The sequence below is a fragment of the Streptomyces sp. NPDC026515 genome (assembly GCF_055567595.1).
The window spans coordinates 54,002-79,051 of sequence record NZ_JBVHQD010000025.1 but is presented as its reverse complement, the minus strand read 5'-3'; the positions used below and the strand labels follow the sequence as shown (position 1 = coordinate 79,051).

The following is a 25,050-nucleotide window of genomic DNA, read 5'->3' as shown; positions in this document are numbered from 1 at the left end:
TCCGGCGGTTCGGCCGGCCCGGCACCGCTCAGCCGGCCGGGCGGTGGTCCTCGACGGCGCGGTCCCCGGCGTCCTCGCCCACGGCCACCGAAGCGTGTCCCTCCTGCGAGGTGATCACCTTCGAGGGGCGGTTGCCGCGGTCCAGGACACCACCGGTGACAGCCAGCGCCAGGCCCGCCATCGCCAGGGCCGCGCCGACCAGGTTGGGGGCCGCCCAGCCCCAGCCCGCCGAGATGACCACGCCGCCGAGCCAGGCGCCGGCCGCGTTGGCCAGGTTGAAGGCGGAGTGGTTGGAGGCGGCCGCCATCGTCGGGGCGTCCTTCGCGTTGATCATCAGCAGCATCTGGACGGGCGTGGTGATCAGCGCGCCCATCGCGCCGATGAAGGTGACCGTCACCAGGGCCGGGACCGTGCTGTGCACGGTGAAGTAGAACGTCACCAGCGCGGCCGCCAGCAGGATGATCCCGGCGTACAGCGTCGGGCGCAGGGCCCGGTCGGTGAGGGGACCCGCGGCCAGGGTGCCGAGGGTCATGCCGACGCCGTACAGGGCGAGGACCCAGGTGGTCGAGGCGTCGGAGATCCCGGTCAGGTGCGTCAGCATGGGGACGAGGTAGCTGTAGACGGCGAAGAAGCCGCCGAACCCGACGACGGCGGTGCCGAGGCCGATGAAGACCTGCCGGTTGCCCATCGCCCGCAGTTCCCGCCGGACCCCCGCCTGCGGGCCGCGCGGCTGGTGGGGCACGAGGAGAGCGAGCGCGGCGAGCGCCACCAGGCCGATGACGGCGACCGCGCAGTAGGCGTACCGCCAGCCCAGGTGCTGGCCGAGGGCGGTACCGGCGGGGACGCCGACGATGTTCGCGACGGTGAGTCCGAGAAAGACGCTGGAGACGGCGCGTGCCGCACGCTCGGGAGCCACCAGCCGGGAGGCGACGACGGCGCCCACGCCGAACAGCGCGCCGTGCGGCAGTCCGGCCAGGAAGCGCGCGGCGAAGAGCAGGCCGAAGTTCGGGGCGAGCGCGGACGCCGTGTTGCCCACCACGAACAGCCCGGTCAGCAGGAGCAGCAGCCGCTTGTGGGGAATCCGCGCTCCGATGCCGGTCAGCACGGGCGCGCCGACGACGACGCCCAGGGCGTAGGCGGAGACGAGGTTGCCGGCGTGCGGAACCGAGACACCGACCCCGTCGGCGATCTGGGGCAGCAGGCCCATGGTGGCGAACTCGGTGGTGCCGATACCGAACGTGACGACGGCAAGGGCAAGCAGGGCCAAAGGCATGGTGGGTGAGCGAACCTTTCGGGGACGGCGGTCCGGGGACGGGGAGCGGGACGGGTCCGGGAGATGTCTTCGTCCTCCGGGACCGGTCGCGCCGAGCGCCCTTGCCCAGCACACCCCCGTCAACGTTGCAGCGAGCTGGACCGGATGCGCATTCCTCGATCGGCCGGAACTCCGGGGTGACCTGCGTCACTGCCAACCCTGGTCGGAGCCACAGCACGCCTCTCCCGGGGCGGGTGCGACCGCGCCCGGCCGGGCCGGGGCGCCCGGTGTCGCGTCGGCCAGGATCCGGCGGCGCCGGAGCGCGGCCCAGGCGACGAGCGGTGCGAGCACCACGTACTCCAGCGGCGGCGGTGGACACCGGCAGCGCGAACACCAGCAGGACACGCGCCAGCGCCTCGGCTGTCAGCCCGGCGCCCAGGACGAGGGTCTGGGTACGGTGTGCGCGGCGCAGCCGGGCCTCAGCGGATGGGCGCCCGCGCAGCCGGCCGGTCAGGTGGCCGGTGTGCCGCGCACCCGGCTTCAGGAACACCAGGACCGCGAGGCCGCTCACCCAGTGGGTCCCGCAGGAGCAGCACGCGCGGTTCGGCGGTGAGCGCGGCGGAGGCCGCCGAGAGGCCTTGCATCAGCAGCACGGCGACGGCCGGGGCGTCGCCCCGGCGGTCGTGCAGCGCGGTGGCGCCGACCCAGACAGCGGCCACCACCGACGCGGCGGGCAGGGCGGGCAGGGTGTCCAGTCCGGCGAGGACGCGGCCGTAGCAGGCGAAGGAGGCGATGCCGAGGTCGAGGGCGAGCCGGATCAGACGCGCCAGGCGTCCGGTGCGGCGGGTGCGGGACGGTTCCATGGCTTCTCTCTCGCCGATCCGCTCGGCGCCGCGGCGCGAGAGACGGCACACCGCGTGGCGGCACGGGTGCCGGCACGGCTGGAGGAACAGAGCCACGACCGCGATCCGCGCCGCTTAGTGGAGGGGATCGCCGGCGAGTTCCTGCCCCTCGACCCGGCACGCGCCGACGAGGCGGTGGTCTGGCTGGAGTTCTCGGTGGCCGCGATCACACCCCACGCTGGGCCCGATCGCCGTCGAACTCCACGACGGACTGCGGGACATCGGCGGCCGGCTGCTGCGCCGCCTGGGCGTGGACGACCCGGTGCGACGGAACACCTCGCCGCCGTCCTCGACGGCCTCGCCCTCAGTGCGGCACTCCACCCGGACCGGCTGGATGCGGACACGGTCCGCGCGGTCCCGCGCCACCATGTGGCACAGCTCCCCCGCGCACGCTGAACGGGGTCAGGCGCCGGTGGCCCGCCGGCACTCCGCGCACAGGCCCCACCAGGTGATCTCGGCCTCGTCGACGGCGAAGCCCAGATCCTTTCCGGGCGTCAGACACGGCGCCGCGCCGACGCTCCAGTCGACGTCCTCGATCAGACCGCAGCGGCGGCAGACGAGGTGATGGTGGTTGTCGCCGGCCCGCAGCTCGTACCGGGCGGGTGAACCGGCGGACTCGATGCAGCGGACGAGCTCCGCCTCGGCCGGATCGTCCAGGACGTTGCAGAGGCCCTGCCGGGAGAGCCCACCGGCCGCGGCGCGGGCCGCGCCGATCCGCACGGACCTCATGGGCCACGGGACCTGCGGGCCCCGGATGCCAGGGCACTCCGAGCGGTGCTTCGCGGGTGAGGCCCGCGTGGAGTACCCGTTCGAGTCCGCGCCGGCGGACGCGCGGCTCCACGACGACGCACGGCCGAAACTCATCTGATGAGTCATCACATTACGTCACAGCGGCGGGAATTCGGTCCGTCGCACTGGCGCGGCACACGTCCCACCCGGTATCTCATGCCTCTGACAGCGTTGGTATCCCGTGTCGGAGTGAAGGGAAATCCCGTGCGACTGCGCCCCCTGCGCGTCCTGTGCTGTTCCGCCCTCCTCGCCCTGCCGGTGCCCGCCCTGCTGCCGGGGACCGCTTCGGCGGCCGTCCCCGCCGCACCGGTCTACCTGCAGAACGTCGTCACCGGCCTGAACGCCGCCGACAGCGGTGGCACCGTGGCGGCCCACAACCCCAAGGGCAACGAAGACCACCAGCAGTGGACAGCCGTCGCGGCCGCCGGCGGCTACCAGCTCCGGAACTCCGACGAGTCCGGTACCTGCCTGGGACGCAGCGCCACCGCCGCGGTGACCGCGGCCTGCGGCGCGGACGGCACCACCTGGACCCTCACGGCCGGCGCCGACAGCACCTGGACCGTCGCCGTCCCCGGAACCTCCCAGTACCTCACCGGCTCCGCCTCCGGCGCCGTACAGCTCGGCCCCGCGGGCGACCCGGCCCGCTGGTACCTGACCCCGACCTCCTACGCCACCACGGCGATGCCCTCCGCCGACACCCGCACCCTGGACCAGGTCACCTTCCTGACCGCGCACAACGCCTTCGCCAACGGCTCCGACGGGAACTTCGCGTCGTTCCCGGTCAGCCTGTTCCCCAACCAGAACTACGGCATCAGCCGGCAGCTGTCCGACGGCGTCCGCGGCTTCATGCTCGACGACTACGCGGTCTCCGGCCGGGCTGTGCTCTGTCACAACAGCTGCGACGGCGTCAGCAGCCCCGTCCCGCTCGCCACCGACCTCCAGCGCATCGTCGACTTCCTGAAGGCCGACCCCGGCCGGTTCGCCACGGTCTTCCTGGAGGACTACGCCTCCTCCGACGTGCTGAAGTCCTCCCTGGCCTCGGTCAACGGCCTCTCCGACGTGCTGTACCGGCCGGACCAGGAGGGTGTCGCGGCCAGGGGCTGGCCCACGATGGCCGACCTGGCCGCCCGCGGCAGACAGCTGCTGATCTTCAGCGACCGGACCCGGGCGAGCGACACCGCGAGCGGCTGGGCCACCCGTGACACCTTCGGCGTGATGTACCAGCGCGAATGGACCGTGGAGAACTACTGGTCCATGGGCGGCGGCATAGGCGGCTCCGACTGGTCCTGCTACAGCCGCTGGGGCACCGACAGACCCCTCACCACCGACTCGGCGGCCTTCCACCCGCTCTTCGTCATGAACCACTTCCGGGACTACCCGATCGGCTCCACCGCCGCCACCGACAACGGCAAGCTCCTCAACCGGGCCCAGAACTTCTGCACTCCGGCCGCCCGCAAGAAGCCCAACTACGTCGCCGTGGACCGATACGACACCGGCTCGCCCGCGCCGCTCACGACCGTCGGCACCCTCAACACCTACGTCCTCGCACCGGGCCGGTGAGACGACTCGCGCAACAGCCGACGTTCTTCAACGCTCGGCAACACCCGCGCGAAGAGCGGGTGTTGGAGGCAAACACCTGGCCAACTCCTTCCGTGCGTTGGCCCGGAGTTCATCAGCCGCCCCTGATGCACCCCACCTCCCGGGGCCCACAGTGAACGGCGGCCCGTCCTCGCGGCCGGGCCTGCCGTCACTCCCGCAAAGGTTCTCGCCCCCCGAGAACTTGAGAAAAGGAGCATCCATGGCCGAGTTGACCCGTCGCAGACTCCTGGGCTCCGCCGCCGGCGCGCTCGGCGGCGCCGCGGCCCTCTCCCTGCTGCCGCCCAGCGTCCAGCAGGCCGTCGCCGCCGGACCGCCGAGGAACAGCTCGCTGCGCGACATCGAACACGTCGTCATGCTGATGCAGGAGAACCGGTCCTTCGACCACTACTTCGGCACTCTCTCCGGCGTCCGCGGCTTCGCCGACCCGCACGCGCTGAAGCTGGACAACGGGCAGTCCGTCTTCTACCAGCCCGACGCCGTCAACCCCAAGGGCTACCTGCTGCCCTTCCACCTCGACACGCACACCTCCAGTGCCCAGGCCATCCCCTCCACCAGCCACGCCTGGTCCGTACAGCACCAGGCCTGGAACAACGGCAAGATGGACCAGTGGCTGCCCGCCCACCGCAAGGCCGACGGCGTGAACGGCCCGTATGTGATGGGCTACTACACCCGCAAGGACATCCCCTTCCAGTTCGCCCTCGCGGAGACCTTCACCATCTGCGACAACTACTTCTGCTCCGTCTTCGGCCCCACCTGGCCGAACCGGCTGATGTGGATGACCGGGTCCATCGACCCCGGCGGCACCCTGGGCGGCCCGATCATCAGCAACGTCGCACCGACTCCCTACCGCTGGACCACCTACGCCGAGCGCCTCCAGGCGGCCGGCGTCAGCTGGAAGGTGTACCAGGAGGAGGACGACTACGGCACGAACATGCTGGAGCAGTTCGCGTCGTTCAAGAACGCGCAGCCCGGCTCCGACCTGTACGAACGGGGCGTACGCCCGCAGCCGCAGGGCACCTTCGAGGACGACGCCCGCAACGACCGTCTGCCGACCGTGTCCTGGATCTGCCCCACCAGCTACCAGTCGGAGCACCCGAACTACCTGCCGGCCGCGGGCGCCGACTATGTGGCCTCCAAGATCGAGGCGATCGCGTCGAACCCCAAGGTGTGGCGCAAGACCGCGTTCATCCTCAACTACGACGAGAACGACGGCCTGTTCGACCACGTGGCGCCGCCGACCCCGCCGGCGGGCACCAAGGACGAGTTCATCCAGGGCCTGCCGATCGGCGGCGGCTTCCGGGTCCCCGCCATCATCGTCTCGCCATGGACGGTGGGCGGCTGGGTCGCCACCGAGGCCTTCGACCACACCTCCGCGCTGCAGTTCCTCGAACGCTTCACCGGCGTCGAGGAGCCGAACGTCACCGACTGGCGCCGCCAGACCTTCGGCGACCTCACCAGCGCCTTCCGGTTCCGTGAGGGCCGTCCGCGCCCGCCGCGCCTGCCGCACGACACGGCCGAGCAGCTGGAGAAGGCCAAGGAGGAGGTCGCCACGCTCCCCAAGCCCTCGCTCCCGCAGGCCGACCAGAGCTACCCGCACCAGGAGAAGGGCCACCGCCCCCGCACCTGACCTCCGGCACGCCCGCCGCCGCGGTGAGCGGCGGCGGGTGCCCGCCGGACGGTCCGTCCTACGGCTTGGCCGCCGGCTCGAGCGCGCCGACCGCCGCGGCCGCCGCGGAGGAGTCCTCGCCGTAGAAGATGTCGATGTCGACCTCTTCACCGCCCATGGTCAGCGTGTCCCAGGCGCCGCTGAGGACGAGCATCCGCAGGGTGGCGGGCTGCAGGGTGCGCAGGCGCTCCAGGATCGCCTCGTCGTCCGGCATTCCCTCCAGCCGCAGGGCCAGCCGCGCGCGGATGGCCTGCATGCGCTCCAGCAGCGTCTTGGTGTCCGCCTCGCGGTCGGGCTCGTCGGGGATCCCGTCGATGCCGTGGCCGATGATGTCCTTGATGGCCCAGGTCACACCCTGGTCGTCGGTGGTGACCATCGCCTTCCAGGCCCGGCTCTTGTGCCGGTACTGGAGCATCGACATGGCCGCCTCGTGCCGCAGGAAGTCCGCGTCCCGGAACGGCCGTCCGTTCCACGCCCCGTTCAGGGACCGGGCCAGCGAGATGGCGGACGCCAGGCCGCTGTTCAGGCCGCGGCCCGGCCAGAAGTGGATGGCGTTGGCGGCGTCGCCGAGGAGGAAGCCGTAGGTGCCCGGCGAGTTGGCGGTCGGTGGCAGCAACTCGGCGGAGAAGCGCGGGCGTTGCACCATGTCGAGGCGGAAGCTGGTGACCGCCGACAGGTCGTCGGACTCGACGCCGAACAGCAGCAGCCCCTCGCGAACCCGGCGCCACAGCGGCGAGCCCTTGACCAGGGCGGGCAGGAACAGCGTGCCGTGGGTCGCGCACTGGAAGTCGCCGTACTGGTCGCGGTCCATCAGGCACGGCCGGGAGGCGATGCACTCCTCGAAGACGCGGCGGACCGGGTCCAGGCCGATGACCTCCGCGGCCTCGGTGTCGGTCAGGCGCATGTTGAGGAAGCCCTCGCCACGCAGCGAGTTGAGCAGGAAGCGGTTCTGGGCGACGGTCAGCAGCACCGCCATGGGGTCGGTCAGGCCGGACTTGACGCGCAGGCCGAGGACGACGTCCTGGAGGTGGCGCCCGTCGAGGGAGTAGATCGACTCGTCGGCCTTGCCGAAGCGGGCGGCGAAGCGCTCCCGGGTGCGCGAGCGGCCGCCGTCGCAGATCGCGAGCACGTGCTGGGTGGCGAGAGCCTCCTGCTGCTCCTCCGCGTCGAACCGGGCGGGTATGAGCCGGATCCGGTCCCGCTTCTCGTTCGCCAGCTCCAGCAGGCGGTCCTCGATGTAGGCGATGCGCATGTTGCGCGGGTGGTTGTCGCCGACCGAGTCCGGGCCGGAGGGCCACATCTCGGTGTAGTGCTCCGGGTCGAAGAGTCGCTCCCGGACCTCCTCGGGCCAGGCGAGGTACTGGCGGCTCTGCACGGTCACCACCTGCAGCCGCCGGACGTTGCCCTCCTCCGGGCTCTTCCAGACGATGGTGCGGCCCTGCTTGCGCCACCTGCCGTCGTAGACCGTGATCTGCGCCTGGGGTCCGAGGAAGTGCTCCAGGAGCAGGGCGAAGGACAGGCCGACCGGGCCGCCGCCGGCCACGGTGACCCGCAGGACGGGCCCGCTTTCGCTCTCCTTGGCGCCGTGCGTCACGGAGCGCGGCAGGGAGAGCGCCATCAGCGTCTCCATGGCGTCCGCGACCTCGAAGCGGAACTCCTGGTCACCCAGGGAGATCTCGTCACCGGGCTGCAGCAGCCGGGACTCCACTTCCTCTCCGTTGACCAGGGTGCCGTTGCTGCTCTCCAGGTCACGCAGGACGTAACCCTTGTCCTCGTCGAAGACGATCTCCGCGTGGAAGCGGGAGACGCTGAGGCTCGAGATGACGACGGTGTTCTCCGAGTTGCGTCCGAAGGTGACGCGGGTGTCCAGGACCGGGATGCGCTCCCCCGCCAGCAGACCTTCTAGTCCGACCAGCACCGGTGCCACGGCACTTCCTTCCACAAGCTTGTCATGTTGTTGAACCGGGACACCGGTCACGCGTCTGTCCGCCGACCGCCCCACCGGGGAGCATATACTTGCTTAACCAAGTATTTCCAGTGCACGCTTCGGTATAATCCCTGCCGATCTGACGGGAGTTCGTCGGTTTTCGGCCATTGCGGACGGGGGGTCGAAGCCGTGCAGCGGGCCGGACGGATGCCGCCCGGCCCGCGCGGGATCAGCGGCCGCGGCCGTCGGACCGCTTGCGGTGCAGGGTGAAGTTCTCGAAGACGGACAGTTCGCCGTGGGGCTCGTCGACGTTGTAGTAGGTGACGCGCATCCGGGTGGTGTCACCGGGGTGCCGGCCCGGATCGACGGTGAAGGCGGCGAAGCCGTAGGGGTGCTCGACGTCCCGGACGCCCACCCAGACGGCCTGCTCCTTCACGTAGGTGGAGGTGCGCCTGCCGTTGGAGCCGGCGGTGGCCGACACGGCGGTGATCACCTTGCCGGTGCCGTCCGTGAAGAACTTCTCGTTCGTGGTGCCCGAGACACCGCCGCCGCCGAGGATCATGTGCGCGGTGCCGAGGTCGGCGTCGATGTCGTCGGTGGCCCTGGAGACCGGATTCGGGGTGAGGGTCTCACTGCCGGCCACCACACCCCGCACGGCCAGCGAGCGCTCGTAGTTGTGCTCGTGACCGCAGAGCACCAGGTCGACGCCGTAGCGGTCGAACAGCGGGCCGTACTTCTCGCGCAGGCCGAGATCCGCGCCGTTGGCGTCCGAGGAGCTGACCATGACCTGGTGCATGGCCACGACCACCCTGTCGACGTCCGTCGAGGAGCGGGCCTCATGGTTGCCGGCCGCCGGCATCCAGGGGCGGAAGCGCGCCGAACGGGTGTTGTTGGTGAAGAAGTTGTTCCACGTCCGCACCCGGTCGACATCGAGGTTGGCGTAGCAGAGGTCGCCGTTGAGGAGGTGGAACAGCGGGGCGACCTGCTCGATTCCGGTGACGATGTCCTTCGTCGCGGGCGTGGAGTTGGCGTCCAGGGCGACGGTGCCGTCGGCCGCCCAGGTGACCTGCGGGGCGGACTGGTCACCGAAGCTGGTGAAGGTGACCGGCCGGCGTCCCTGCGGAGCCGTACGGAACGTACCGCTGTCGGGGGCCGCCCCCTCGTGCGTGGCGAGGTAGAGGTAGTCCGTGTCGGGGGTGAGCCCCTTCAGCGGGGCGTGGTGGACGTAGACGGTGCGGTTCGAGGTGCCGTCCACGTAGCTGGCGGTCCGGGCCTGCTTGCTGGATCCGAGGCCGTGCTCCAGGGTGCCGTAGCGCACGACGGGCTCGCTCACCGGCCGGTCCGTGATCCAGGACACCGTCATCTGGGTGCGCGGGTCGGCCCCGAAGGTCAGGTGCAGGCCCTGGACGGGGGCGCGCCGGAGGCGTCCGCGGTGAGACGGAAGGCCGGGGCGGTGTCCGGCGCGGCCTGCGCGGTACCCGTGCCGAGCAGCCCGGTGGCGGCGACGCCCGCCCCCGCCCTCCCCAGCAGGCCCAGCGCGTGACGACGGCTGAACCCCTCCGAGCCCTGCGCCGATCTGTCCTGTGTCGAGTCTGCCTGTGTGGCCATGACGCCCTCCCGGCGAACAGCTGAGCTGACAACGACCGCACCCTTGCCCAGCCCAACTGCCCGCACATGAACACCACATGGCCACACGGCCAGCACCGGTCAGGCATCAGGCCGCGCAGACCGGCCCATGCCCTCGCCTTTGCCGACGGCTGCCCTGGTCCTGACCGGTCCCGCACACCGGAGCAACCGGGTGAGACCCACGTCACGCACGATGTCCTGTCGCACATCGCGGCCCGGTCCGGCGATCTCGGAGGACCGGCTCGTCGCCCTGGTCCCGCTGCCGGCGAACCGTCAGCCCGCGGTGGGCCGGGGCGCCCTCAGGTGGGCCCGCTCGGTGAGTTCGCTCTCGTCGGCCAGTTCCAGCATCGGCCGGCCCGGCGCGCACATCATGGTCACCACGAACCGGGTCCGCGCGTCGGTGAGGGCGTTGCCGTCCTGGTAGTGGATCACGTCACCACCGGGCTCCCAGAACGTCCCGCCGGCCTCGACCACCCGCTCGGGCTCGCCCTCCAGCTCGAAGCGGACGGCGCCCTCGAGGACGTACCCGAACGCCGGCCCCGAGTGGCGGTGCGGCGGGGTTCCCGGATCGCCCGGCTCCCACTCGACCTGGATGGTCATCGCCGAGGCCCCCTCGGGGACGGTGATCGGCGCGGCCTCCTGCAGCACCGTCACCGCCGTCCTCCACCCCTCCGCACGGGGCTGCCCGCCGGGCCCCTGCGCCGTGTTCCTGTCCGACATGGTCTGGCACCTCCATGGATTCGTCGTCCCCCGGCATCGGCCTTCACCCCTGATGGCCGGGCACGCGGTGGACCTCGGCACGGTGTGACCGGTCCGCACCATTCCGTAATGGTTCGCACCGGTCCGTACCGTTCTGCGCGATGCCAGCTTGAAGCATGACGATCCAACTCGGGAGGACATCGATGCGCGGCGGTGGGAACGGGAACCCGGACGGTCTCCCGGACCGGCTGTCACAGGCTGAGGACGTGCCCGGTCTGTTCTGGTGCAAGACACCAGAACATCTCCGAGAGGATTCCGTCATGAAGGTCGTCGTGATCGGTGGCACCGGGCTCATCGGCTCGAAGCTGGTCGCCAGGCTCGGTGAGCACGGGCACGAGGCGGTCGCGGCCGCGCCCAGCACCGGCGTCAACACCCTCACCGGCGAGGGTCTGGCCGAGGTCCTCCAGGGCGCCTCGGTCGTGGTCGACGTGTCCAACTCCCCCTCGTTCGAGGACCGTGCCGTCCTGGACTTCTTCCGCACCTCCACGGCCAACCTCCTGCGGGCCGAGGCCGACGCCGGCGTGCGGCACCATGTCGCACTGTCCGTGGTGGGCACCGACCGGCTCCAGGAGAGCGGATACTTCCGGGCCAAGAAGGCCCAGGAGGACCTGATCAAGGCGTCCGGCATCCCGTACTCCATCGTCCACGCGACCCAGTTCTTCGAGTTCGCGAAGGGGCTGGCCGACGGGGTCACCGAGGGCGACACCGTGCGCCTGCCGGACGCCAAGATCCAGCCCCTGGTCTCCGACGACGTGGCCGCCGCCGTGGCCCGCGCCACGGTCGGCGCGCCGGTCGACGGCGTGGTGGAGGTCGGCGGTCCCGAGGCCTTCCAGCTGGAGGAGTTCATCCGGATCGCGCTGGACGCGGCGCACGACCCCCGCAAGGTCGTCACGGACCCGCAGGCGCGCTACTGGGGTGCCGAGCTGCGGGAGGACACGCTGCTGCCCGGTCCGGACGCGAGCCTCGGCGAGGTCAGGTTCACCGACTGGCTCACGCGGCAGCGGTAGCCCTGGACCGACGTGGCCCCCGTGCGACGGCGGACGGGGGCCACGTCCCGGGCTACGACGCGCCGGCCAGCACCGCGGTGACGCACAGCGCCATCACCACGGTGATCAGGATCATCGCGGTCAGGGTCCCGCGCAGCCAGTGTCCGAAGCGGGCGCGATGCCGCTGTTCCACCACGTCGATGCTCGCCGCGATGTGCTCCGTGACCATGCGGGCCACATACGTCTGTTCCGCGAGATACCAGCGTTCGATGTCCGCCCTCTGGCTCTGCGTCAGTCCCGGTTCCCGCGCGGTGAAGTCCGCGACCCGCCGCCGGGCCGCCCGAAGATGCGCCTGCTGGTAGAGGAAGTCCTGGATGTCGGTCAGGCCGCGGGCGGCCTCCTCGTTCGTGTCCATGGTGTGCTCCCCAGATGAGGCGGCGGCGGTCCGGCCGGTCACTGCGGTGCGGGCGCGGTGCACGCGCGTCGGCGCCGGGGCGGAGAGCAGCGCGCACGAACGGTCGGGCCGGAACTGGTCGGGCCGGCGAACTCGCGAACGCCGCGCCGAGAGCTGGAGCAGGCAACGTGAACGACCAGCGTGGCAACATCCGGGTGAAGCCGCAAGGGCACGGACACGGGTGCGGTTCTCCCCCACGAACTACGTCAATGGGCGGATTCGGTCCCGGCGGCGGCCCTCTGGCCTGCTTCGCGTGGCCGTGAGGCCAGACATGCCAAGGGGAGAAGCCATGAGCGCGGAATCACGGAACGTCGTCCTCGCCCACGGAGGCTTCGTGTGCACTCCTGCGGCGGTGCCGTGAGCTCCCAGGCGGGCGGTCACCTCAAGGTCGCGGCGCTGGTGCACGTCGCCGCGTTCGCGCCCGGCCAGGGCGTCGGTGAGCACACCCACCCGTCCCGGCCCGCCGCCCGACGCCCCGGTGCCGCCCGTCCTGCCGCCCGGGGACGGCTTCCTGTTCCCGGACCGGGAGAAGTGCGCGGACTCCTTCGCCGCCGACGTGCCCGCCCAACCGGCGGCGTTCATGGCCCACTCGCAGGTTCCGTGGGGCGTCGACGCCCCCAACGGCGCGGTGCCGGAGCCGGCCTGGCGGCGTAAGACGAGCTGGTACCTGGTCGCCACCGACGACCGTGTGATCCCGCCGCCGGCGCAGCGGGCGACGTCGGAGCGGGCGGGCTCGACGGTCGTCGGGGTTCCCGGCAGCACGTCCGGGTACGTCTCGTGGCCGGACGCGGTGGCCGGCCCGGTCGAGCGGGCCGCCGCCGGACACTGTCCTAGGAGCGTCCCGCTCGCGGCCGGGACCCGGGCAGCCCGCTCGGGCCGGGCCGCCGGGGGCCGCCACCGTCTCAGCTGTCGTAGTCGACCGTCAGCTTCTCGGAGACCGGATACGTCTGGCAGGTGAGGACGTAGCCGGCCTCCACCTCGGCCGGTTCCAGGGCGTAGTTGCGGCGCATGTCGGCCTCGCCGTCCGTGATCCGTGCCCGGCAGGTGCCGCAGACGCCGCCCTTGCAGGCGAAGGGAAGGTCCGGGCGGATACGGGCGGCCGAGTCGAGGAGTGCGGTGCCGCGCGGCAGTCGGGCGGTGGTGGAGCGGCCGTCGAGGGTGACGGTTACCTCGCTGGCCGGGCCCGTCGCCGCCGCCTCCTCGTGGCGGACGGGTTCGACCGGCTCGTCGGCGAAGAAGAGCTCCTGGTGGATCCGCCCGTCGGGGACACCCAGTCCGGCCAGCACCCGGCGGGCGTCGAGCACCATGCCGTGCGGGCCGCACAGCCACCAGTGGTCGGCGCCGGGGACGTCGACGAGTCCCGCGACGAGGGCGGCGAGACGGTCGCCGTCGAGGCGGCCGGAGAGCAGTTCGGCTTCGCGGGGCTCGCGGGACAGCACGTGGGCGAGGTGGAAGCGGGTGCGGAACTCGTCCTTGAGGTCGGCCAGTTCGTCCGCGAACATCACGGTGTCGGTACGCCGGTTGCCGTAGAACAGCGTGACCCGGGAGCGGTCGTCGGCCGCCAGGACGGATTCGGCGATGGACATCATGGGGGTGATGCCGGAGCCCGCGGCGATCAGCACATGGTGGCCGGGCACCGTGAGGTCGGGGGTGAAGGCTCCGGTCGGGGCCATCACCTGGACGGTGTCGCCGGGCCGCACCTCGTGGACCAGCCAGGAGGAGAAGAGCCCGCCGGGCACCTCCCGGACGCCGATGCGGGGCGCTGCACCGGCCGGTGAGCAGATCGAGTAGGAGCGCCGCTCGTCGCGCCCGTCGATCTCACGCCGCAGGGTGAGCGACTGGCCGGGGCCGAAGGCGAACTCCTCCGCCAGGGCGGCGGGGACGTCGAAGGTGACCGCCACGGCGTCCTCGCACAGGCGCTGGACGCCGGCGACGCGCAGGGGATGGAAGGCTGGGCGGCGCCGGCGGACAGTCGTCGCGGGGGCACCGGCGGCCGGTGCCATCAGCTCTGCCATCAGATCTCCTTGACGTACTCGAACGGCTCGCGGCAGGCCAGGCACCGCCACAGCGCCTTGCAGGAGGTGGCCGCGAAGCGCGAGGTCTCCTCGGTGTCGGCCGATCCGCAGCGCGGGCAGGCGACCGTGCGCCGGGTCGGTGACAGGTTCAGCGGGACGGGACCGGCCGGGTGCCGGGGCGCCGTCGTGGGTGGTGCGATGCCGTGCGCGGCGAGCTTGCGGCGCCCCTCGGGGGTGATCCAGTCGCTCGTCCACGGCGGGTCGAGGACCGTACGGATCTCGACGCGGTCGAAGCCGGCCTCGCGCAGACGTGCGGCGACCCCGGCCCGCATCTCGGCCATGGCGGGACACCCCGAGTAGGTGGGCGTGAGACCGGCGACCACCGTGCCGTCGGCCTCGATCGTCACGCTCCGCAGCACCCCGAGGTCGGCCAGGGTGAGCATGGGAAGCTCGGGGTCGGGGACCTGTTCGGCGAGGTGCCGGGCCCGCCGGACGTCGGGCAGGACGGTCACCATGTCGCCTCCGGGTGGGCGCGGGCCACGCTCTGCAGCTCGGCCAGGAGCGGGGCGAGGTGTTCGGTGTGCCCGCCGTGCCGGCCGTGGCCGGGCAGGGGTGCGGTGCGCGGCACGGGCAGTCCGGCCGCGTCCAGGACCTGCCGGAGGTCGGCGAGGACCGCGTCGCGCGTGTCCTCGGCGGCGAACAGTTCCTCCCAGTAGGGGGCCTGTGACTCCAGGGCCGTCAACATCCGCCTGTGGGACTCTTCCGTGCCGTCGCCGAGGCGTACCACCCATTCGGCGGCGTACTGCCGGTGGTAGGTCAGCTCCTTCACGCCCTTGGCGGCGATCGCCGAGAGCACCGGGTCGGGGGCGGCGGCCAGTTCGGTGAAGTGGGCGAGGCGCCAGCAGGCGAACACCAGCAGCCGCAGCACGGAGAAGGCGAAGTCGCCGTTGGGGAGTTCGGTGAGGCGTACGTTGCGGAAGTCACCGGCGTCGCGGAAGTAGGCGTAGGCGTCCTCGGTGCGGCCGGTGCCGTCCGTCTGGCCGCAACGCGCGTACAGCAGCCGTGCCTGGCCCAGCAGGTCGAGCCCGATGTTGGCCAGCGCGACCTCCTCCTCCAGCTCGGGGGCCCGGGTGACCCATTCGGCGAGCCGCTGGGCCAGGACCAGGGCGTCGTCGCCGAGTGCCAGGCACAGGGCGGCCAGGGCGGCGGCGTCGACACCCTCGGGCACGGCGGTGTCGACGCCGTGCAGCGGGTCCTCGAAGCCGGTGCCGAAGGCCCAGCGGGCGTCGCCGTCGTCGTGGCCCTCGGCCAGCGAAAGGTAGACGTGGTCGTCGCTCATCACCGGCTCCTAGATGTGCGGGACATCGTCGGGGACGTCGTAGAAGGTCGGGTGCCGGTAGACCTTGTCGGCGCTGGGGGCGAAGAAGGGGTCCTTCTCGTCCCGGGTGGAGGCGGCGATGTGGTCCGAGCGCACGGCCCAGATGCTGACGCCCTCGTTGCGCCGGGTGTAGAGGTCGCGGGCGTGGGTGAGGGCCATCTCGTCGTCCGCCGCGTGCAGTGAGCCGACGTGGACGTGGTTGAGCCCGCGCTTGCCGCGGACGAACACCTCGTACAGGGGCCAGTTCTCCGAGTCGCTCATGCGACGGTCTCCTTACGTGCCCGGGCCGCCTGCTTGGCGGCGTGCGCGCCGGCGGCCGCACGCACCCAGGCGCCCTCCTCGTGGGCGTCGCGCCTGCGCTGCATCCGCTCCGCGTTGCAGGGGCCGTTGCCGCTGATGACTTCCTTGAGTTCGGAGAAGTCGGGGGTGCCGAAATCGTGGCGGCCCAGCTCCTCGTTCCAGCGCAGTTCGGGGTCGGGCAGGGTCACGCCCAGCCGTGCCGCCTGGGGCACGGTCATGTCGACGAATCGCCGGCGCAGTTCGTCGTTGCTGTGCCGCTTGATCTTCCAGGCCATCGACTGCGCGGAGTTGGGCGAGTCGTCGTCGGGCGGTCCGAACATCATCAGGGACGGCCACCACCAGCGGTTCACCGCGTCCTGCACCATCTCCCGCTGGGCGTCGGTGCCGCGCATCATCGTCATCAGCAGTTCGTAGCCCTGCCGTTGGTGGAAGGACTCCTCCTTGCAGATCCGCACCATCGCGCGGGCGTAGGGCCCGTACGAGCTGCGGCACAGGGGGACCTGGTTGCAGATGGCCGCGCCGTCCACGAACCAGCCGATGACCCCGACGTCCGCGAAGCTCGGCGTGGGGTAGTTGAAGATCGACGAGTACTTCTGGCGGCCTTCGAGGAGTCGCTGGGTGAGGTCCGCCCGGTCGACGCCCAGGGTCTCGGCGGCCGAGTAGAGGTACAGGCCGTGGCCGGCCTCGTCCTGGACCTTGGCGAACAGGATCGCCTTGCGGCGCAGCGAGGGCGCCCGAGTGATCCACTCGCCTTCCGGCTGCATGCCGATGATCTCCGAGTGCGCGTGCTGGGCGATCTGCCGGACCAGGGTCCTGCGGTAGCCCTCCGGCATCCAGTCGCGCGGTTCGATCCGCTGGTCGCGCGAGATCGTCGTCTCGAAAAGGGACTCCAGGTCGTGCTCGGCGTCCCTTCCGGCCGCTTCAGTCATCTCCACCCACTCCCTACCGACCATTCGTTCGGTTCATCATAAGGTATGCCCTCCCGGATCTGGCAAGGGCCGCACCGGACCGGTACCCGGCAATCGGAAGCCGCCCGCGCACGGCCACCCCAAGGTCACCAGCTGTAGAAGCCCTGGCCCGTCTTCTGTCCGAGTTCGCCGCGGACCACCTTCTCGCGCAGCAGCCGCGGCGGTGCGAAGCGGTCACCGAGGGTGGCGTGCAGGTGCTCGGCGATGGCGAGCCGGACGTCCAGCCCGACCAGATCGGTCAGCCGCAGCGGCCCCATGGGGTGCCTGTAGCCGAGCCGCATCGCGTCGTCGATGGCCTCGGGCGCGGCGACGCCCTCCTCGACCATGCGGATCGCCTCCAGCCCCAGGGCCAGGCCGAGCCTGCTGCTGGCGAAGCCGGGCGAGTCCTTGACGATGACGTCCTGCTTGCCGAGCGCCCTGGTCCACCCCAGCGCGGCCCGCACGGTGCGCTCGGCGGTGTCGGGGGCGATCACGATCTCGACCAGCGCGGAAGCCGGCACCGGGTTGAAGAAGTGCATCCCCAGGAACCGGTCCGGGCGCCTGAGGACGGCGGCGAGGTCGGTGACCGACAGCGAGCTGGTGTTGGTGGCCAGCACGGCGGTGTCACCCACGGCCTCCTCCGCGGCCCGCAGCAGACGGGCCTTGAGCGCCGCGTCCTCGGGTACGGCCTCCACGACCAGTTCGGCCCCCGCCGGCAGGGCGTCCACCGCGGGCACGACGCTCACCCGGCCGGCCACCCGCTCCGCGGGCTCGTTCAGGTGACCGCGTTCCTCGGCCCGCAGCAGGCTGCCGCCGATCCGCTCCAGCGCCGCGGCGGCGGCCTCCGCTCCGCTCTCCACCACGGTCACGGTGGAACCGGCGGTGGCGAAGGACTGGGCGATCCCCGCGCCCATCCGGCCGCCGCCGATGACGGCGACGGTGCCGGGTGCCGATGTCATGCGTGGCTCCTCTTCTCCGGGTTCTCCGGGTTCTCCGGGCGACGTGTCCCGCGGTCCGGGTTCGCCGCGTTCTCGTACCGCGCGGCCCGCGCCGGGCCGTCGTCGACCGGACGCGGCCCCGGCGGGTCCAGGACCGGTATCGCCGGACGTGGGGCCGTGACCGGGGACCGTGCCACGCGGTCGGGCAGGGCGCGGGCACCGGCCGGCGGTTCCCCGGCGGGGACGAAGTCGATGACCGGGCCCGCGGCGGGCGCGGCCCGGGCGCCGCGGGGCACCGGGCGGTACGGGGCGACGCCGACCGGGTCGGCCGGCTCCCTCACCGGCGGCGTGCCCCGCGGCCAGGGAGTGGTCACACCCGCTCCACCAGCAGTGCGACACCCTGGCCGACTCCCACGCAGAGCGTGGCCAGGCCGCGGCGGCCGTTCTCACGTTCGAGACGGCCGAGGAGGGTGAGCAGGATGCGGGCGCCGGAGCAGCCGAGCGGATGCCCGAGGGCGATGGCGCCGCCGTCGGCGTTGACCCTGTCCTCGTCGAGCTTGAGACGGCGGGTGACGGCCAGGGCCTGTACGGCGAAGGCCTCGTTGAGTTCCACTGCGTCCAGGTCGCCGATCCCCCAGCCGGCCCGGGCCAGCGCCTTCTCGGTGGCGGGGACCGGGCCCAGACCCATGAGGTTGGGCTGCACCCCGGCGGAGGCCGAGGCGACGATCCGGGCCCTCGGGGTGAGGCCGTGGCGCCGCACCGCCTCGGCACCCGCGACCACGAGGGCCGCGGCACCGTCGGACAGCGGGGAGGAGGAGCCCGCGGTGACGACGCCGTCCGCACGGAAGACGGTCCGCAGGGAGCCCAGTTTCTCCAGCGTGGTGCCGGGGCGTGGGCCCTCGTCCCGGGTCACCTCGCCGTCAAGCACGGGGACCGGGACGATCTCGCGGTCGAAGCGGCCGGCCTCCTGGGCGGCCACGGCCCGCCGATGGCTGCGCAGGGCGAAGGCGTCGGACTCCGCGCGGGTGATGCCGTCCAGGGCCGCGACCTCCTCGGCGGTCTCGCCCATGGACAGCGTGACCTTGACCGCCTCCGGTCCGGCGTCCGCCGGGACGGCGCGGTCGGCGTCGGTGAAGCGCGGGTTGGTGAACCGCCAGCCCAGAGCGGTGTCGTACACCTGGCCCGGCTTGGCCCACGGGGTGCCGGGCTTCTCCGTCACCCAGGGCGCCCTGGTCATGGACTCCACTCCCCCGGCGACCACGAGGCCGGCCTCACCGGCGCGGATCGCCTGGGCCGCCGAGGCCACGGCCGTCAGACCCGAGGCGCACAGGCGGTTGACGGTGTAGCCGGGCACGGTGTGCGGCAGACCGGCCAGCAGCACCGCCATCCGGGCCACGTCCCGGTTGTCCTCGCCCGCCTGGTTGGCGGCCCCGAGGACGACCTCGTCCACGGCCTCGCCGGGCACCGCGGCGCGCCGGACGGCCTCGCCGACGACGAGTGCCGCGAGGTCGTCGGGGCGTACCGCGGCCAGGGCGCCGCCGTAGCGGCCCTGCGGGGTGCGGGCCCCGTCGATCAGGTAGACGTCCGGCATCGGGCGGCCTCCTCGGCTGCGGTGGGGACCTCTTGACATGGGGAGGGCTTGCTGGATTACTTGACCACACCGCACGCTAACCGAATGTTCGGTCGGTCCACAAGGTGGTGGAAATGACGACCCGGGTACCGGATACGACGCCTGGCCCCGTCGAGACGATGTTCGCCGCGGACGAGGCGTCACGAGGGCTCGGCATCGAGCTGGTCGAGCACGGTGAGGGGACCGCCGTGCTGCGGATGACCGTGACCTCCGCCCAGGTCAACGGGCATCGGATCGCCCACGGCGGCTTTCTCTTCCTCCTCGCGGACACGGCGTTCGCCTGTGCCTGCAACAGTCACGGTCCCGTGACCGTCGCCGCCGGCGCCGACATCGACTTCGTCGCGCCCGCCTACGAGGGCGATGTGCTGGTGGCCACGGCACGCGAGCGCGTCCGGTTCGGCCGCAGCGGTGTCTACGACGTGAGCGTGGTGCGCGGAGACGATGTGATCGCGGAGTTCCGCGGCCGCAGCCGCACCCTCCGCACGCAGATTGAGGAGCCGTGATGAGCAGTGAAGTGATCGCGCCCGGGCCACGGGCCACCCGCCGGGGGGAGCCGCTTCCCGAAGCGCTCCTGGACGACGCCGAGCGGATGTCCCGCGAGGAGCTGACGGCACTCCAGCTCACCCGGCTGCGCGCGACACTGCGGCACGCGTACGGCAACGTGGAGCTGTACCGCAAGAAGTTCGACGCGGCCGGCGTCCGGCCCGAGGACTGCCGCACCCTCGCGGACCTCGCCCGTTTCCCCTTCACGACCAAGGCGGACCTGCGCGACACCTACCCCTTCGGGATGTTCGCCGTCCCGATGTCCGAAGTGCGCCGCGTACACGCCTCCAGCGGCACCACCGGCCGCCCGACCGTGGTCGGCTACACCGACAACGACCTGTCCATGTGGGCGGACGTCGTCGCCCGCTCCATCCGTGCCGCCGGCGGCCGGCCCGGGCACAAGGTGCACATCTCCTACGGCTACGGCCTGTTCACCGGCGGTCTGGGCGCCCACTACGGCGCGGAACGCGCCGGCTGCACGGTCATCCCCGCCTCCGGCGGCATGACCGCGCGTCAGGTGCAGATCATCCAGGACTTCCGCCCCGAGATCATCATGGTCACGCCCTCCTACATGCTGACCCTGCTCGACGAGTTCGAGCGTCAGGGCGTCGATCCCCGTTCCACCTCCCTCCAGGTCGGCATCTTCGGCGCCGAGCCCTGGACCGAGGAGATGCGCCGCGAGATCGAGGAGCGCCTGGACATCCACGCGGTCGACATATACGGGCTGTCCGAGGTCATCGGCCCCGGTGTCGCGCAGGAATGCGTGGACACCAAGGACGGACTGCACGTCTGGGAGGACCACTTCCTCCCCGAGGTGGTGGACCCGCTGACCGACGAGGTCATGGCCGAGGGCGACAGTGGTGAGCTGGTCTTCACCTCGCTCACGAAGGAGGCGCTGCCGATCGTCCGTTACCGCACCCGGGACCTGACGCGGCTGCTGCCCGGCACCGCCCGTCCCGGCCTGCGCCGGATCGAGAAGATCACCGGCCGCTGCGACGACATGATCATCCTGCGCGGGGTCAACGTCTTCCCCAGCCAGGTGGAGGAGATCGTGCTGCGTACGCCCGGCGTGGCTCCGCACTTCCAGATCCAGCTCAGCCGGCGGGGCCGGATGGACCACATGACGGTCCGTGTGGAGGCCCGGCCCGACGCCGGTCCCGCCGACCGTGAGGCCGCCGCGAGGACGATCGCGCAGGGCATCAAGGACGGTGTCGGGGTGACGGTGGAGGTGGCCGTCGTCGACCCGGAGACCCTGGAGCGTTCGCTCGGCAAACTGCGCCGGGTCAAGGACCTGCGCGAGGCGTAATGCGCTGGCGGCCGGACGGCCGGAGTGCCTACTGTCCTCGCCATGCCCGAGCTGCAGCTGCTCCGTCCGGACCACGCCCCGGCGGTCCTCGCCTTCGAGAAGGAGAACCGCGCCTACTTCGCGGCCACCATCCCCGACCGCGGTGACGAGTACTTCGCCCGCTTCGAGGAGCGGCACCGTGCCCTGCTGGCCGAACAGGACGCCGGGGTCTGCTACTTCCATGTGGTGGTCGGCGACGCGGGCGAGGTGCTGGGGCGGGTCAACCTGGTGGACGTGGCGGACGGCGGCGCCGACCTCGGTTACCGGATCGCGGAGCGGGCCGCGGGCCGGGGGCTGGCCACCTCGGCCGTGCGGGAGATCTGCGCTCTCGCCACCGGATACGGACTGACCTTCCTGCGGGCCGCGGCCAGGCTCGACAACCAGGCGTCCCGAGCCGTACTGGCCCGGGCCGGCTTCACCGTCACCGGGGAGACCCGGCTGTCGGGCCATCCCGGTCTGACGTATCTGCGGCATCTGCCGTGACGCGCGGGAACGTTCCGGTGCGCCGCCCAGTTGGTCCGACGCCGGTTTCGTCCCCGACCCCGGGAGCATCGTGGCCGAATCCGCGTCCGTCGCCTCCACCGTGCTCCCCGTGCTCCCCGTGCTCCCGTCCCTCGCCGCACAGGCCGACCGGCTCGTCGCGGCGGGGGGCACGAGATCGCCGGGCTGTCCTCGGCCGAGGTCCGTGCCGGGCAGGGTGGCCTGCTCGCCGTACACCCGGAGCTCGCCCCCGCCTCCGCGCTCGCGCCGCTGCTGCGGCTCGGCGGCAGGCCGGGGTTCGTGGTCGGCGACATGACCGGCGTCGACCTCTTCACCCCGCTCGGCACGATCACCCTGCCGGACCCGCTCCTCGTCCTCGCGGGTCCCCACCGGGGCGACCGGATGGCGAACCGGAGCCCGGACGAGGCGCTGCGCGCGCTCACCGCCGAGGGCCGCACTCCGAGGCTGCCCAGCGAGGGCGTCCACCGGGTGCTGCAACAGCCTGACGTCCTGGAGCGCAATCGCTGCTTCATGACCATGGGTTCACGGCTGCGCAAGCCGGGCGGCGCCCTGGACTCCGCACTCCCGCCATCTGGATCAGCAACGGCACCGGACGGGACGGCCGGGAGCGGCGCAACGCGCCGAAGGTGGGCTGGTGTCGGGCCGGCAACCGGCGCACCTGGCTGGGGTTCGCCTCGGCGGCGGGCCGCCAGGGCGGAGACCTCGCCGAGTCCGGGCGCCAGGGCGCGGGAAGCCGCCGGTGAGCGGCGGACCGCCGGGGGCGTGTTGTCGTCCTCGGTCGTGGCCGGCCGGGTGGGCCACTCGTACCCTGTCCGACGTGTCTCCCACCCGTCTGCACCGTGTCGCCGTCCTGGTCCTGGAGGGGGCGAAGCCCCTCGACGTCGGTATCCCCGCGCAGGTGTTCACGACCCGCGCGAGCATGCCCTACGAAGTGCGGGTGTGCGGGGCGGCGCCCGGTCTGGTCACCGGCGGCGACGGGCTGTCGTACCACGTCGCGCACGGTCTCGACGCCCTGGAGTGGGCGGAGATCGTGTTCGTGCCCGGCTACCGGTTCCCGGACCGTAACGACCCGCCGCGGGCGGTCGTCGACGCGTTGCTCGCGGCACACCGGCGCGGTGCGCGGGTGGCCGCCATCTCGACGGGGGCCTTCGCGCTCGCCGCGACCGGGCTGCTCGACGGCCGGCGCGCCACGACGCACTGGCACTACACCCGCTCGCTCGCCGAGAAGCACCCGCTGGTCCGGGTCGACGAGAACGTGCTCTTCGTCGACGAGGGCAGCGTGCTGACGTCGGCCGGTGCCGCCTCGGGCATCGACCTGTGCCTGCACATCCTGCGCGGCGACCTCGGCGTGGCCGCGTCCAACCACGCGGCCCGGCGACTGGTCGCGGCCCCCTACCGCAGCGGCGGCCAGGCGCAGTACGTGCCGCGCAGCGTGCCCGAGCCGCTCGGCGAGCGGTTCGCCGCGACCCGCGAGTGGGCACTGCACCGACTGGGGGAGCCGCTCACCCTGGACGCACTCGCCCGGCACGCCGGGGTCTCGGCGCGCACGTTCTCGCGGCGCTTCGTGGCGGACACCGGGTACACCCCGATGCAGTGGGTGATGCGCGCCCGGATCGACCTGGCCCGGGAACTGCTGGAGCGCTCGGAGCGGAGCGTGGAGCAGATCGCCGGCGACGCCGGTCTCGGCACCGGGGCGAATCTGCGGCTGCACTTCCAGCGCATTCTCGGTACGACCCCGAGCGACTACCGGCGCACCTTCACCAAGGGCGAGTAGCGGCCGGATCCCGCCACGAGTCCCTGGCGGGATCCTTGTGAACCATGGCGTTGTCGCCGCTGTCGGGTCCGGCCGCGGCCCGCGAACCTGGTGGCGTAACGAAGGAAGGGACGCCTCTCATGACTCGTATCGCCATCAACGGATTCGGCCGCATCGGACGCAACGTGCTGCGTGCCCTGCTGGAGCGGAAAAGCGACCTGGAGATCGTTGCCGTCAACGACCTCACGGAGCCGACCGCTCTCGCACGGCTGCTGGCCTTCGACTCGACGGCAGGGCGTCTGGGGCGCCCGGTGTCCGTGGACGGGGACGTCCTCGTCGTGGACGGCCGTCGTATCAAGGTGCTCGCCGAGCGGGAACCGGCGCAGCTGCCGTGGGCGGAGCTCGGCGTGGACATCGTGCTGGAGTCGACCGGCCGCTTCACGTCGGCCAAGGCGGCTCGCGCCCACCTCGACGCCGGCGCCCGCAAGGTCCTGGTCAGCGCGCCCTCGGACGGTGCGGACGTCACGCTCGCGTACGGCGTGAACACCGACGCCTACGACCCGGACACGCACACGGTCGTCTCCAACGCCTCGTGCACGACCAACGCTCTCGCGCCGCTGGCCGCCGTCCTGGACGAACTCGCCGGTATCGAGCACGGGTTCATGACCACGGTGCACGCCTACACGCAGGAGCAGAACCTGCAGGACGGTCCGCACCGCGACCCCCGTCGGGCCCGTGCCGCCGGTGTCAACATCGTGCCGACCACGACCGGGGCCGCCAAGGCGATCGGCCTGGTGCTGCCGAACCTCGACGGCCGGCTGTCCGGTGACTCGATCCGGGTGCCGGTGCCGGTGGGCTCGATCGTCGAGCTCAACACGACGGTCGCCCGTGACGTGACGCGCGACGACGTGCTGGCGGCGTACCGTGCCGCCGCACAGGGACCGCTCGCCGGCGTCCTGGAGTACTCGGACGACCCGCTGGTCTCCTCGGACATCACGGGCAACCCGGCGTCGGCGATCTTCGACTCGGCCCTCACCCGCGTCGACGGCCGCCATGTCAAGGTGGTCGCCTGGTACGACAACGAGTGGGGTTTCTCGAACCGGGTGATCGACACCCTCGAACTGCTGGCACGCTAGCGGGCCCGGCGAAGCGGCCGGCCGGCCGTCCGTGACGGACGGACGGCCGGCCGCTTCGCGGTCGACGTCAGCTCGCGGCCCGGCGGGATGTTCCGTCGCCTCCGCCACGGCCTGCGCGGCGCGGTCCGGGCGGATGCCATCAGGGTGACGGCGACGACGGCGGCCACCGGTATGCCGATCCCGCCGACCAGGGCGCGGGTGTGCAGGGCGTTCATGCAGATGGTGGTGATCAGCGCCATCGCGAGCGCGATGCCGATGCAGATGCCGAGCACCGCGATGACCAGGGCGGCCTCACCGGTGCCGGTGTCGGCCTGGAAGACGTTCATGACGAGGGCGCCGATCCCGCCGATCACCAGACCGGTGACCAGCAGCAGGCCGGGCGTGACCCGGTTCATCAGCCGTCCCGCCGGCGGGCCGAGCACCACCGTGAAGCCGTTGATGGCGATGAGGCGGATGCCGATGTCCGCCGTCGAGGCGTGGTGCACGAGCCCGAAGTACTCGCTCAGCGCGGAGACCAGGCCGACCTGGGCGAACAGGGTGACGGCCATGACTCGCGCCGCCCCCGAGAACGCCGGCGACGCGAACAGGCGCATGTCCGGCATCG

General features: G+C 72.1%; 27 protein-coding genes and 2 pseudogenes. 11 read left to right on the top strand and 18 right to left on the bottom strand.

Annotation, left to right across the window (positions count from 1 at the left end; all coding sequences use genetic code 11):
- Positions 1–28: 28 nt before the first annotated feature.
- The 3 genes from ACZ4O3_RS37540 to ACZ4O3_RS37530 form a co-directional block, all read right to left on the bottom strand.
- On the bottom strand, positions 29–1,273 hold the full coding sequence (locus ACZ4O3_RS37540) for an MFS transporter (RefSeq protein ID WP_467726671.1): 1,245 nt from the start codon (positions 1,271–1,273) through the stop codon (positions 29–31).
- A 186-nt stretch (positions 1,274–1,459) separates the two neighbouring features.
- Positions 1,460–1,603, bottom strand: coding sequence for a hypothetical protein (locus tag ACZ4O3_RS37535; protein WP_467726669.1), 144 nt, complete (start codon positions 1,601–1,603; stop codon positions 1,460–1,462).
- Between the two features lie 128 nt (positions 1,604–1,731).
- Positions 1,732–2,115: a hypothetical protein gene (locus ACZ4O3_RS37530; protein WP_467726668.1), complete on the bottom strand. Its 384-nt coding sequence runs from the start codon at positions 2,113–2,115 to the stop codon at positions 1,732–1,734.
- Positions 2,116–2,169: 54 nt separating this feature from the next.
- Here ACZ4O3_RS37530 and ACZ4O3_RS37525 point away from each other — a divergent pair, with 54 nt between their 5' ends.
- Positions 2,170–2,550 carry a TetR family transcriptional regulator C-terminal domain-containing protein gene (locus ACZ4O3_RS37525; RefSeq protein WP_467726666.1) on the top strand — a complete coding sequence of 127 codons (381 nt, stop codon included), beginning with the start codon at positions 2,170–2,172 and terminating at the stop codon, positions 2,548–2,550.
- Positions 2,551–2,556: 6 nt separating this feature from the next.
- Here the strand turns inward: ACZ4O3_RS37525 and ACZ4O3_RS37520 are convergent.
- Positions 2,557–2,847, bottom strand: a pseudogene (locus ACZ4O3_RS37520) (Fur family transcriptional regulator); the annotation flags it as partial.
- 300 nt (positions 2,848–3,147) lie between these two features.
- On the opposite strand from ACZ4O3_RS37520, the gene ACZ4O3_RS37515 reads away from it, so the two are divergent.
- Positions 3,148–4,503, top strand: coding sequence for an RICIN domain-containing protein (locus ACZ4O3_RS37515; protein ID WP_467726665.1), 1,356 nt, complete (start codon positions 3,148–3,150; stop codon positions 4,501–4,503).
- A 238-nt stretch (positions 4,504–4,741) separates the two neighbouring features.
- Positions 4,742–6,169, top strand: coding sequence for an alkaline phosphatase family protein (locus ACZ4O3_RS37510; RefSeq protein ID WP_467726663.1), 1,428 nt, complete (start codon positions 4,742–4,744; stop codon positions 6,167–6,169).
- Between the two features lie 58 nt (positions 6,170–6,227).
- Here the strand turns inward: ACZ4O3_RS37510 and ACZ4O3_RS37505 are convergent, their stop codons facing one another.
- From ACZ4O3_RS37505 to ACZ4O3_RS37490, 4 genes are all read right to left on the bottom strand, one after another.
- The gene (locus tag ACZ4O3_RS37505; RefSeq protein WP_467726661.1) at positions 6,228–8,135 is read right to left on the bottom strand and encodes an FHA domain-containing protein; all 1,908 of its coding nucleotides are present in this window, start codon (positions 8,133–8,135) and stop codon (positions 6,228–6,230) included.
- Positions 8,136–8,364: 229 nt separating this feature from the next.
- Entirely contained in the window at positions 8,365–9,498 is a 1,134-nt protein-coding gene (locus tag ACZ4O3_RS37500; RefSeq protein ID WP_467726660.1) for a purple acid phosphatase family protein, read from the bottom strand.
- Positions 9,499–9,524: 26 nt separating this feature from the next.
- The gene (locus ACZ4O3_RS37495; protein ID WP_467726658.1) at positions 9,525–9,743 is read right to left on the bottom strand and encodes a hypothetical protein; all 219 of its coding nucleotides are present in this window, start codon (positions 9,741–9,743) and stop codon (positions 9,525–9,527) included.
- Positions 9,744–10,034: 291 nt separating this feature from the next.
- Complete coding sequence (locus tag ACZ4O3_RS37490; RefSeq protein ID WP_362724689.1) at positions 10,035–10,481, bottom strand: cupin domain-containing protein; 447 nt, start codon at positions 10,479–10,481, stop codon at positions 10,035–10,037.
- Between the two features lie 299 nt (positions 10,482–10,780).
- On the opposite strand from ACZ4O3_RS37490, the gene ACZ4O3_RS37485 reads away from it, so the two are divergent.
- Positions 10,781–11,527, top strand: coding sequence for an SDR family oxidoreductase (locus ACZ4O3_RS37485; RefSeq protein WP_362724692.1), 747 nt, complete (start codon positions 10,781–10,783; stop codon positions 11,525–11,527).
- Between the two features lie 52 nt (positions 11,528–11,579).
- Here ACZ4O3_RS37485 and ACZ4O3_RS37480 read toward each other — a convergent pair whose 3' ends face one another.
- From ACZ4O3_RS37480 to ACZ4O3_RS37440, 9 genes are all read right to left on the bottom strand, one after another.
- The gene (locus tag ACZ4O3_RS37480; RefSeq protein WP_362724695.1) at positions 11,580–11,921 is read right to left on the bottom strand and encodes a hypothetical protein; all 342 of its coding nucleotides are present in this window, start codon (positions 11,919–11,921) and stop codon (positions 11,580–11,582) included.
- 941 nt (positions 11,922–12,862) lie between these two features.
- On the bottom strand, positions 12,863–13,963 hold the full coding sequence (paaE, locus tag ACZ4O3_RS37475; protein ID WP_467726722.1) for a 1,2-phenylacetyl-CoA epoxidase subunit PaaE: 1,101 nt from the start codon (positions 13,961–13,963) through the stop codon (positions 12,863–12,865).
- An 11-nt stretch (positions 13,964–13,974) separates the two neighbouring features.
- Entirely contained in the window at positions 13,975–14,490 is a 516-nt protein-coding gene (gene paaD, locus ACZ4O3_RS37470; RefSeq protein ID WP_467726655.1) for a 1,2-phenylacetyl-CoA epoxidase subunit PaaD, read from the bottom strand.
- The gene (gene paaC, locus ACZ4O3_RS37465) at positions 14,484–15,314 is read right to left on the bottom strand and encodes a 1,2-phenylacetyl-CoA epoxidase subunit PaaC (protein WP_362720300.1); all 831 of its coding nucleotides are present in this window, start codon (positions 15,312–15,314) and stop codon (positions 14,484–14,486) included. Before paaC ends, paaD begins: the two co-directional genes overlap by 7 nt.
- A gap of 9 nt (positions 15,315–15,323) precedes the next feature.
- Positions 15,324–15,614, bottom strand: coding sequence for a 1,2-phenylacetyl-CoA epoxidase subunit PaaB (gene paaB, locus ACZ4O3_RS37460; protein ID WP_467726653.1), 291 nt, complete (start codon positions 15,612–15,614; stop codon positions 15,324–15,326).
- Complete coding sequence (gene paaA, locus ACZ4O3_RS37455; protein ID WP_362720306.1) at positions 15,611–16,582, bottom strand: 1,2-phenylacetyl-CoA epoxidase subunit PaaA; 972 nt, start codon at positions 16,580–16,582, stop codon at positions 15,611–15,613. The genes paaB and paaA overlap by 4 nt, the downstream gene beginning before the upstream one ends.
- Before the next feature lie 125 nt (positions 16,583–16,707).
- The gene (locus ACZ4O3_RS37450; RefSeq protein WP_467726651.1) at positions 16,708–17,559 is read right to left on the bottom strand and encodes a 3-hydroxyacyl-CoA dehydrogenase family protein; all 852 of its coding nucleotides are present in this window, start codon (positions 17,557–17,559) and stop codon (positions 16,708–16,710) included.
- On the bottom strand, positions 17,556–17,912 hold the full coding sequence (locus ACZ4O3_RS37445) for a hypothetical protein (RefSeq protein ID WP_467726649.1): 357 nt from the start codon (positions 17,910–17,912) through the stop codon (positions 17,556–17,558). The genes ACZ4O3_RS37450 and ACZ4O3_RS37445 overlap by 4 nt, the downstream gene beginning before the upstream one ends.
- Positions 17,909–19,129 (bottom strand): thiolase family protein, encoded by a 1,221-nt coding sequence (locus ACZ4O3_RS37440; RefSeq protein ID WP_467726648.1) that lies wholly within the window; start codon positions 19,127–19,129, stop codon positions 17,909–17,911. Before ACZ4O3_RS37440 ends, ACZ4O3_RS37445 begins: the two co-directional genes overlap by 4 nt.
- A gap of 113 nt (positions 19,130–19,242) precedes the next feature.
- Between ACZ4O3_RS37440 and paaI the strand changes: the two genes are divergently transcribed.
- The 7 genes and pseudogenes from paaI (at position 19,243) to gap (ending at position 24,446) form a co-directional block, all read left to right on the top strand.
- Entirely contained in the window at positions 19,243–19,671 is a 429-nt protein-coding gene (gene paaI, locus ACZ4O3_RS37435; RefSeq protein WP_362728379.1) for a hydroxyphenylacetyl-CoA thioesterase PaaI, read from the top strand.
- A complete protein-coding gene (gene paaK, locus ACZ4O3_RS37430; RefSeq protein ID WP_384997314.1) occupies positions 19,671–21,017 on the top strand; it encodes a phenylacetate--CoA ligase PaaK in 1,347 nt (448 codons plus the stop codon). Before paaI ends, paaK begins: the two co-directional genes overlap by 1 nt.
- A gap of 42 nt (positions 21,018–21,059) precedes the next feature.
- Positions 21,060–21,539 carry a GNAT family N-acetyltransferase gene (locus ACZ4O3_RS37425; RefSeq protein ID WP_467726645.1) on the top strand — a complete coding sequence of 160 codons (480 nt, stop codon included), beginning with the start codon at positions 21,060–21,062 and terminating at the stop codon, positions 21,537–21,539.
- Positions 21,540–21,569: 30 nt separating this feature from the next.
- Positions 21,570–22,124, top strand: a pseudogene (locus ACZ4O3_RS37420) (DUF5701 family protein); the annotation flags it as partial.
- A gap of 59 nt (positions 22,125–22,183) precedes the next feature.
- A complete protein-coding gene (locus ACZ4O3_RS37415; RefSeq protein WP_467726644.1) occupies positions 22,184–22,300 on the top strand; it encodes a hypothetical protein in 117 nt (38 codons plus the stop codon).
- 74 nt (positions 22,301–22,374) lie between these two features.
- Entirely contained in the window at positions 22,375–23,331 is a 957-nt protein-coding gene (locus ACZ4O3_RS37410) for a GlxA family transcriptional regulator (RefSeq protein WP_467726642.1), read from the top strand.
- A gap of 119 nt (positions 23,332–23,450) precedes the next feature.
- Positions 23,451–24,446 (top strand): type I glyceraldehyde-3-phosphate dehydrogenase, encoded by a 996-nt coding sequence (gene gap / locus ACZ4O3_RS37405; protein WP_467726640.1) that lies wholly within the window; start codon positions 23,451–23,453, stop codon positions 24,444–24,446.
- Here gap and ACZ4O3_RS37400 read toward each other — a convergent pair.
- On the bottom strand, positions 24,443–25,039 hold the full coding sequence (locus ACZ4O3_RS37400; protein WP_467726638.1) for a hypothetical protein: 597 nt from the start codon (positions 25,037–25,039) through the stop codon (positions 24,443–24,445). The genes gap and ACZ4O3_RS37400 overlap by 4 nt on opposite strands.
- Positions 25,040–25,050: the final 11 nt, after the last annotated feature.

Bases quoted from the DNA above. Each gene is read 5' to 3' on its own strand.
- ACZ4O3_RS37530 (WP_467726668.1), bottom strand. From the start codon at position 2,115: ATGGAACCGTCCCGCACCCGCCGCACCGGACGCCTGGCGCGTCTGATC.
- ACZ4O3_RS37490 (WP_362724689.1), bottom strand. From the start codon at position 10,481: ATGTCGGACAGGAACACGGCGCAGGGGCCCGGCGGGCAGCCCCGTGCG.
- paaI (WP_362728379.1), top strand. From the start codon at position 19,243: ATGACGACCCGGGTACCGGATACGACGCCTGGCCCCGTCGAGACGATG.
- gap (WP_467726640.1), top strand. From the start codon at position 23,451: ATGACTCGTATCGCCATCAACGGATTCGGCCGCATCGGACGCAACGTG.
- ACZ4O3_RS37540 (WP_467726671.1), bottom strand. From the start codon at position 1,273: ATGCCTTTGGCCCTGCTTGCCCTTGCCGTCGTCACGTTCGGTATCGGC.
- paaK (WP_384997314.1), top strand. From the start codon at position 19,671: ATGAGCAGTGAAGTGATCGCGCCCGGGCCACGGGCCACCCGCCGGGGG.
- paaC (WP_362720300.1), bottom strand. From the start codon at position 15,314: ATGAGCGACGACCACGTCTACCTTTCGCTGGCCGAGGGCCACGACGAC.
- ACZ4O3_RS37495 (WP_467726658.1), bottom strand. From the start codon at position 9,743: ATGGCCACACAGGCAGACTCGACACAGGACAGATCGGCGCAGGGCTCG.
- ACZ4O3_RS37400 (WP_467726638.1), bottom strand. From the start codon at position 25,039: ATGCGCCTGTTCGCGTCGCCGGCGTTCTCGGGGGCGGCGCGAGTCATG.
- ACZ4O3_RS37510 (WP_467726663.1), top strand. From the start codon at position 4,742: ATGGCCGAGTTGACCCGTCGCAGACTCCTGGGCTCCGCCGCCGGCGCG.
- ACZ4O3_RS37480 (WP_362724695.1), bottom strand. From the start codon at position 11,921: ATGGACACGAACGAGGAGGCCGCCCGCGGCCTGACCGACATCCAGGAC.
- paaD (WP_467726655.1), bottom strand. From the start codon at position 14,490: ATGGTGACCGTCCTGCCCGACGTCCGGCGGGCCCGGCACCTCGCCGAA.
- ACZ4O3_RS37500 (WP_467726660.1), bottom strand. From the start codon at position 9,498: ATGACGGTGTCCTGGATCACGGACCGGCCGGTGAGCGAGCCCGTCGTG.
- ACZ4O3_RS37485 (WP_362724692.1), top strand. From the start codon at position 10,781: ATGAAGGTCGTCGTGATCGGTGGCACCGGGCTCATCGGCTCGAAGCTG.
- paaB (WP_467726653.1), bottom strand. From the start codon at position 15,614: ATGAGCGACTCGGAGAACTGGCCCCTGTACGAGGTGTTCGTCCGCGGC.
- ACZ4O3_RS37450 (WP_467726651.1), bottom strand. From the start codon at position 17,559: ATGACATCGGCACCCGGCACCGTCGCCGTCATCGGCGGCGGCCGGATG.
- ACZ4O3_RS37440 (WP_467726648.1), bottom strand. From the start codon at position 19,129: ATGCCGGACGTCTACCTGATCGACGGGGCCCGCACCCCGCAGGGCCGC.
- paaE (WP_467726722.1), bottom strand. From the start codon at position 13,963: ATGGCACCGGCCGCCGGTGCCCCCGCGACGACTGTCCGCCGGCGCCGC.
- ACZ4O3_RS37425 (WP_467726645.1), top strand. From the start codon at position 21,060: ATGCCCGAGCTGCAGCTGCTCCGTCCGGACCACGCCCCGGCGGTCCTC.
- paaA (WP_362720306.1), bottom strand. From the start codon at position 16,582: ATGACTGAAGCGGCCGGAAGGGACGCCGAGCACGACCTGGAGTCCCTT.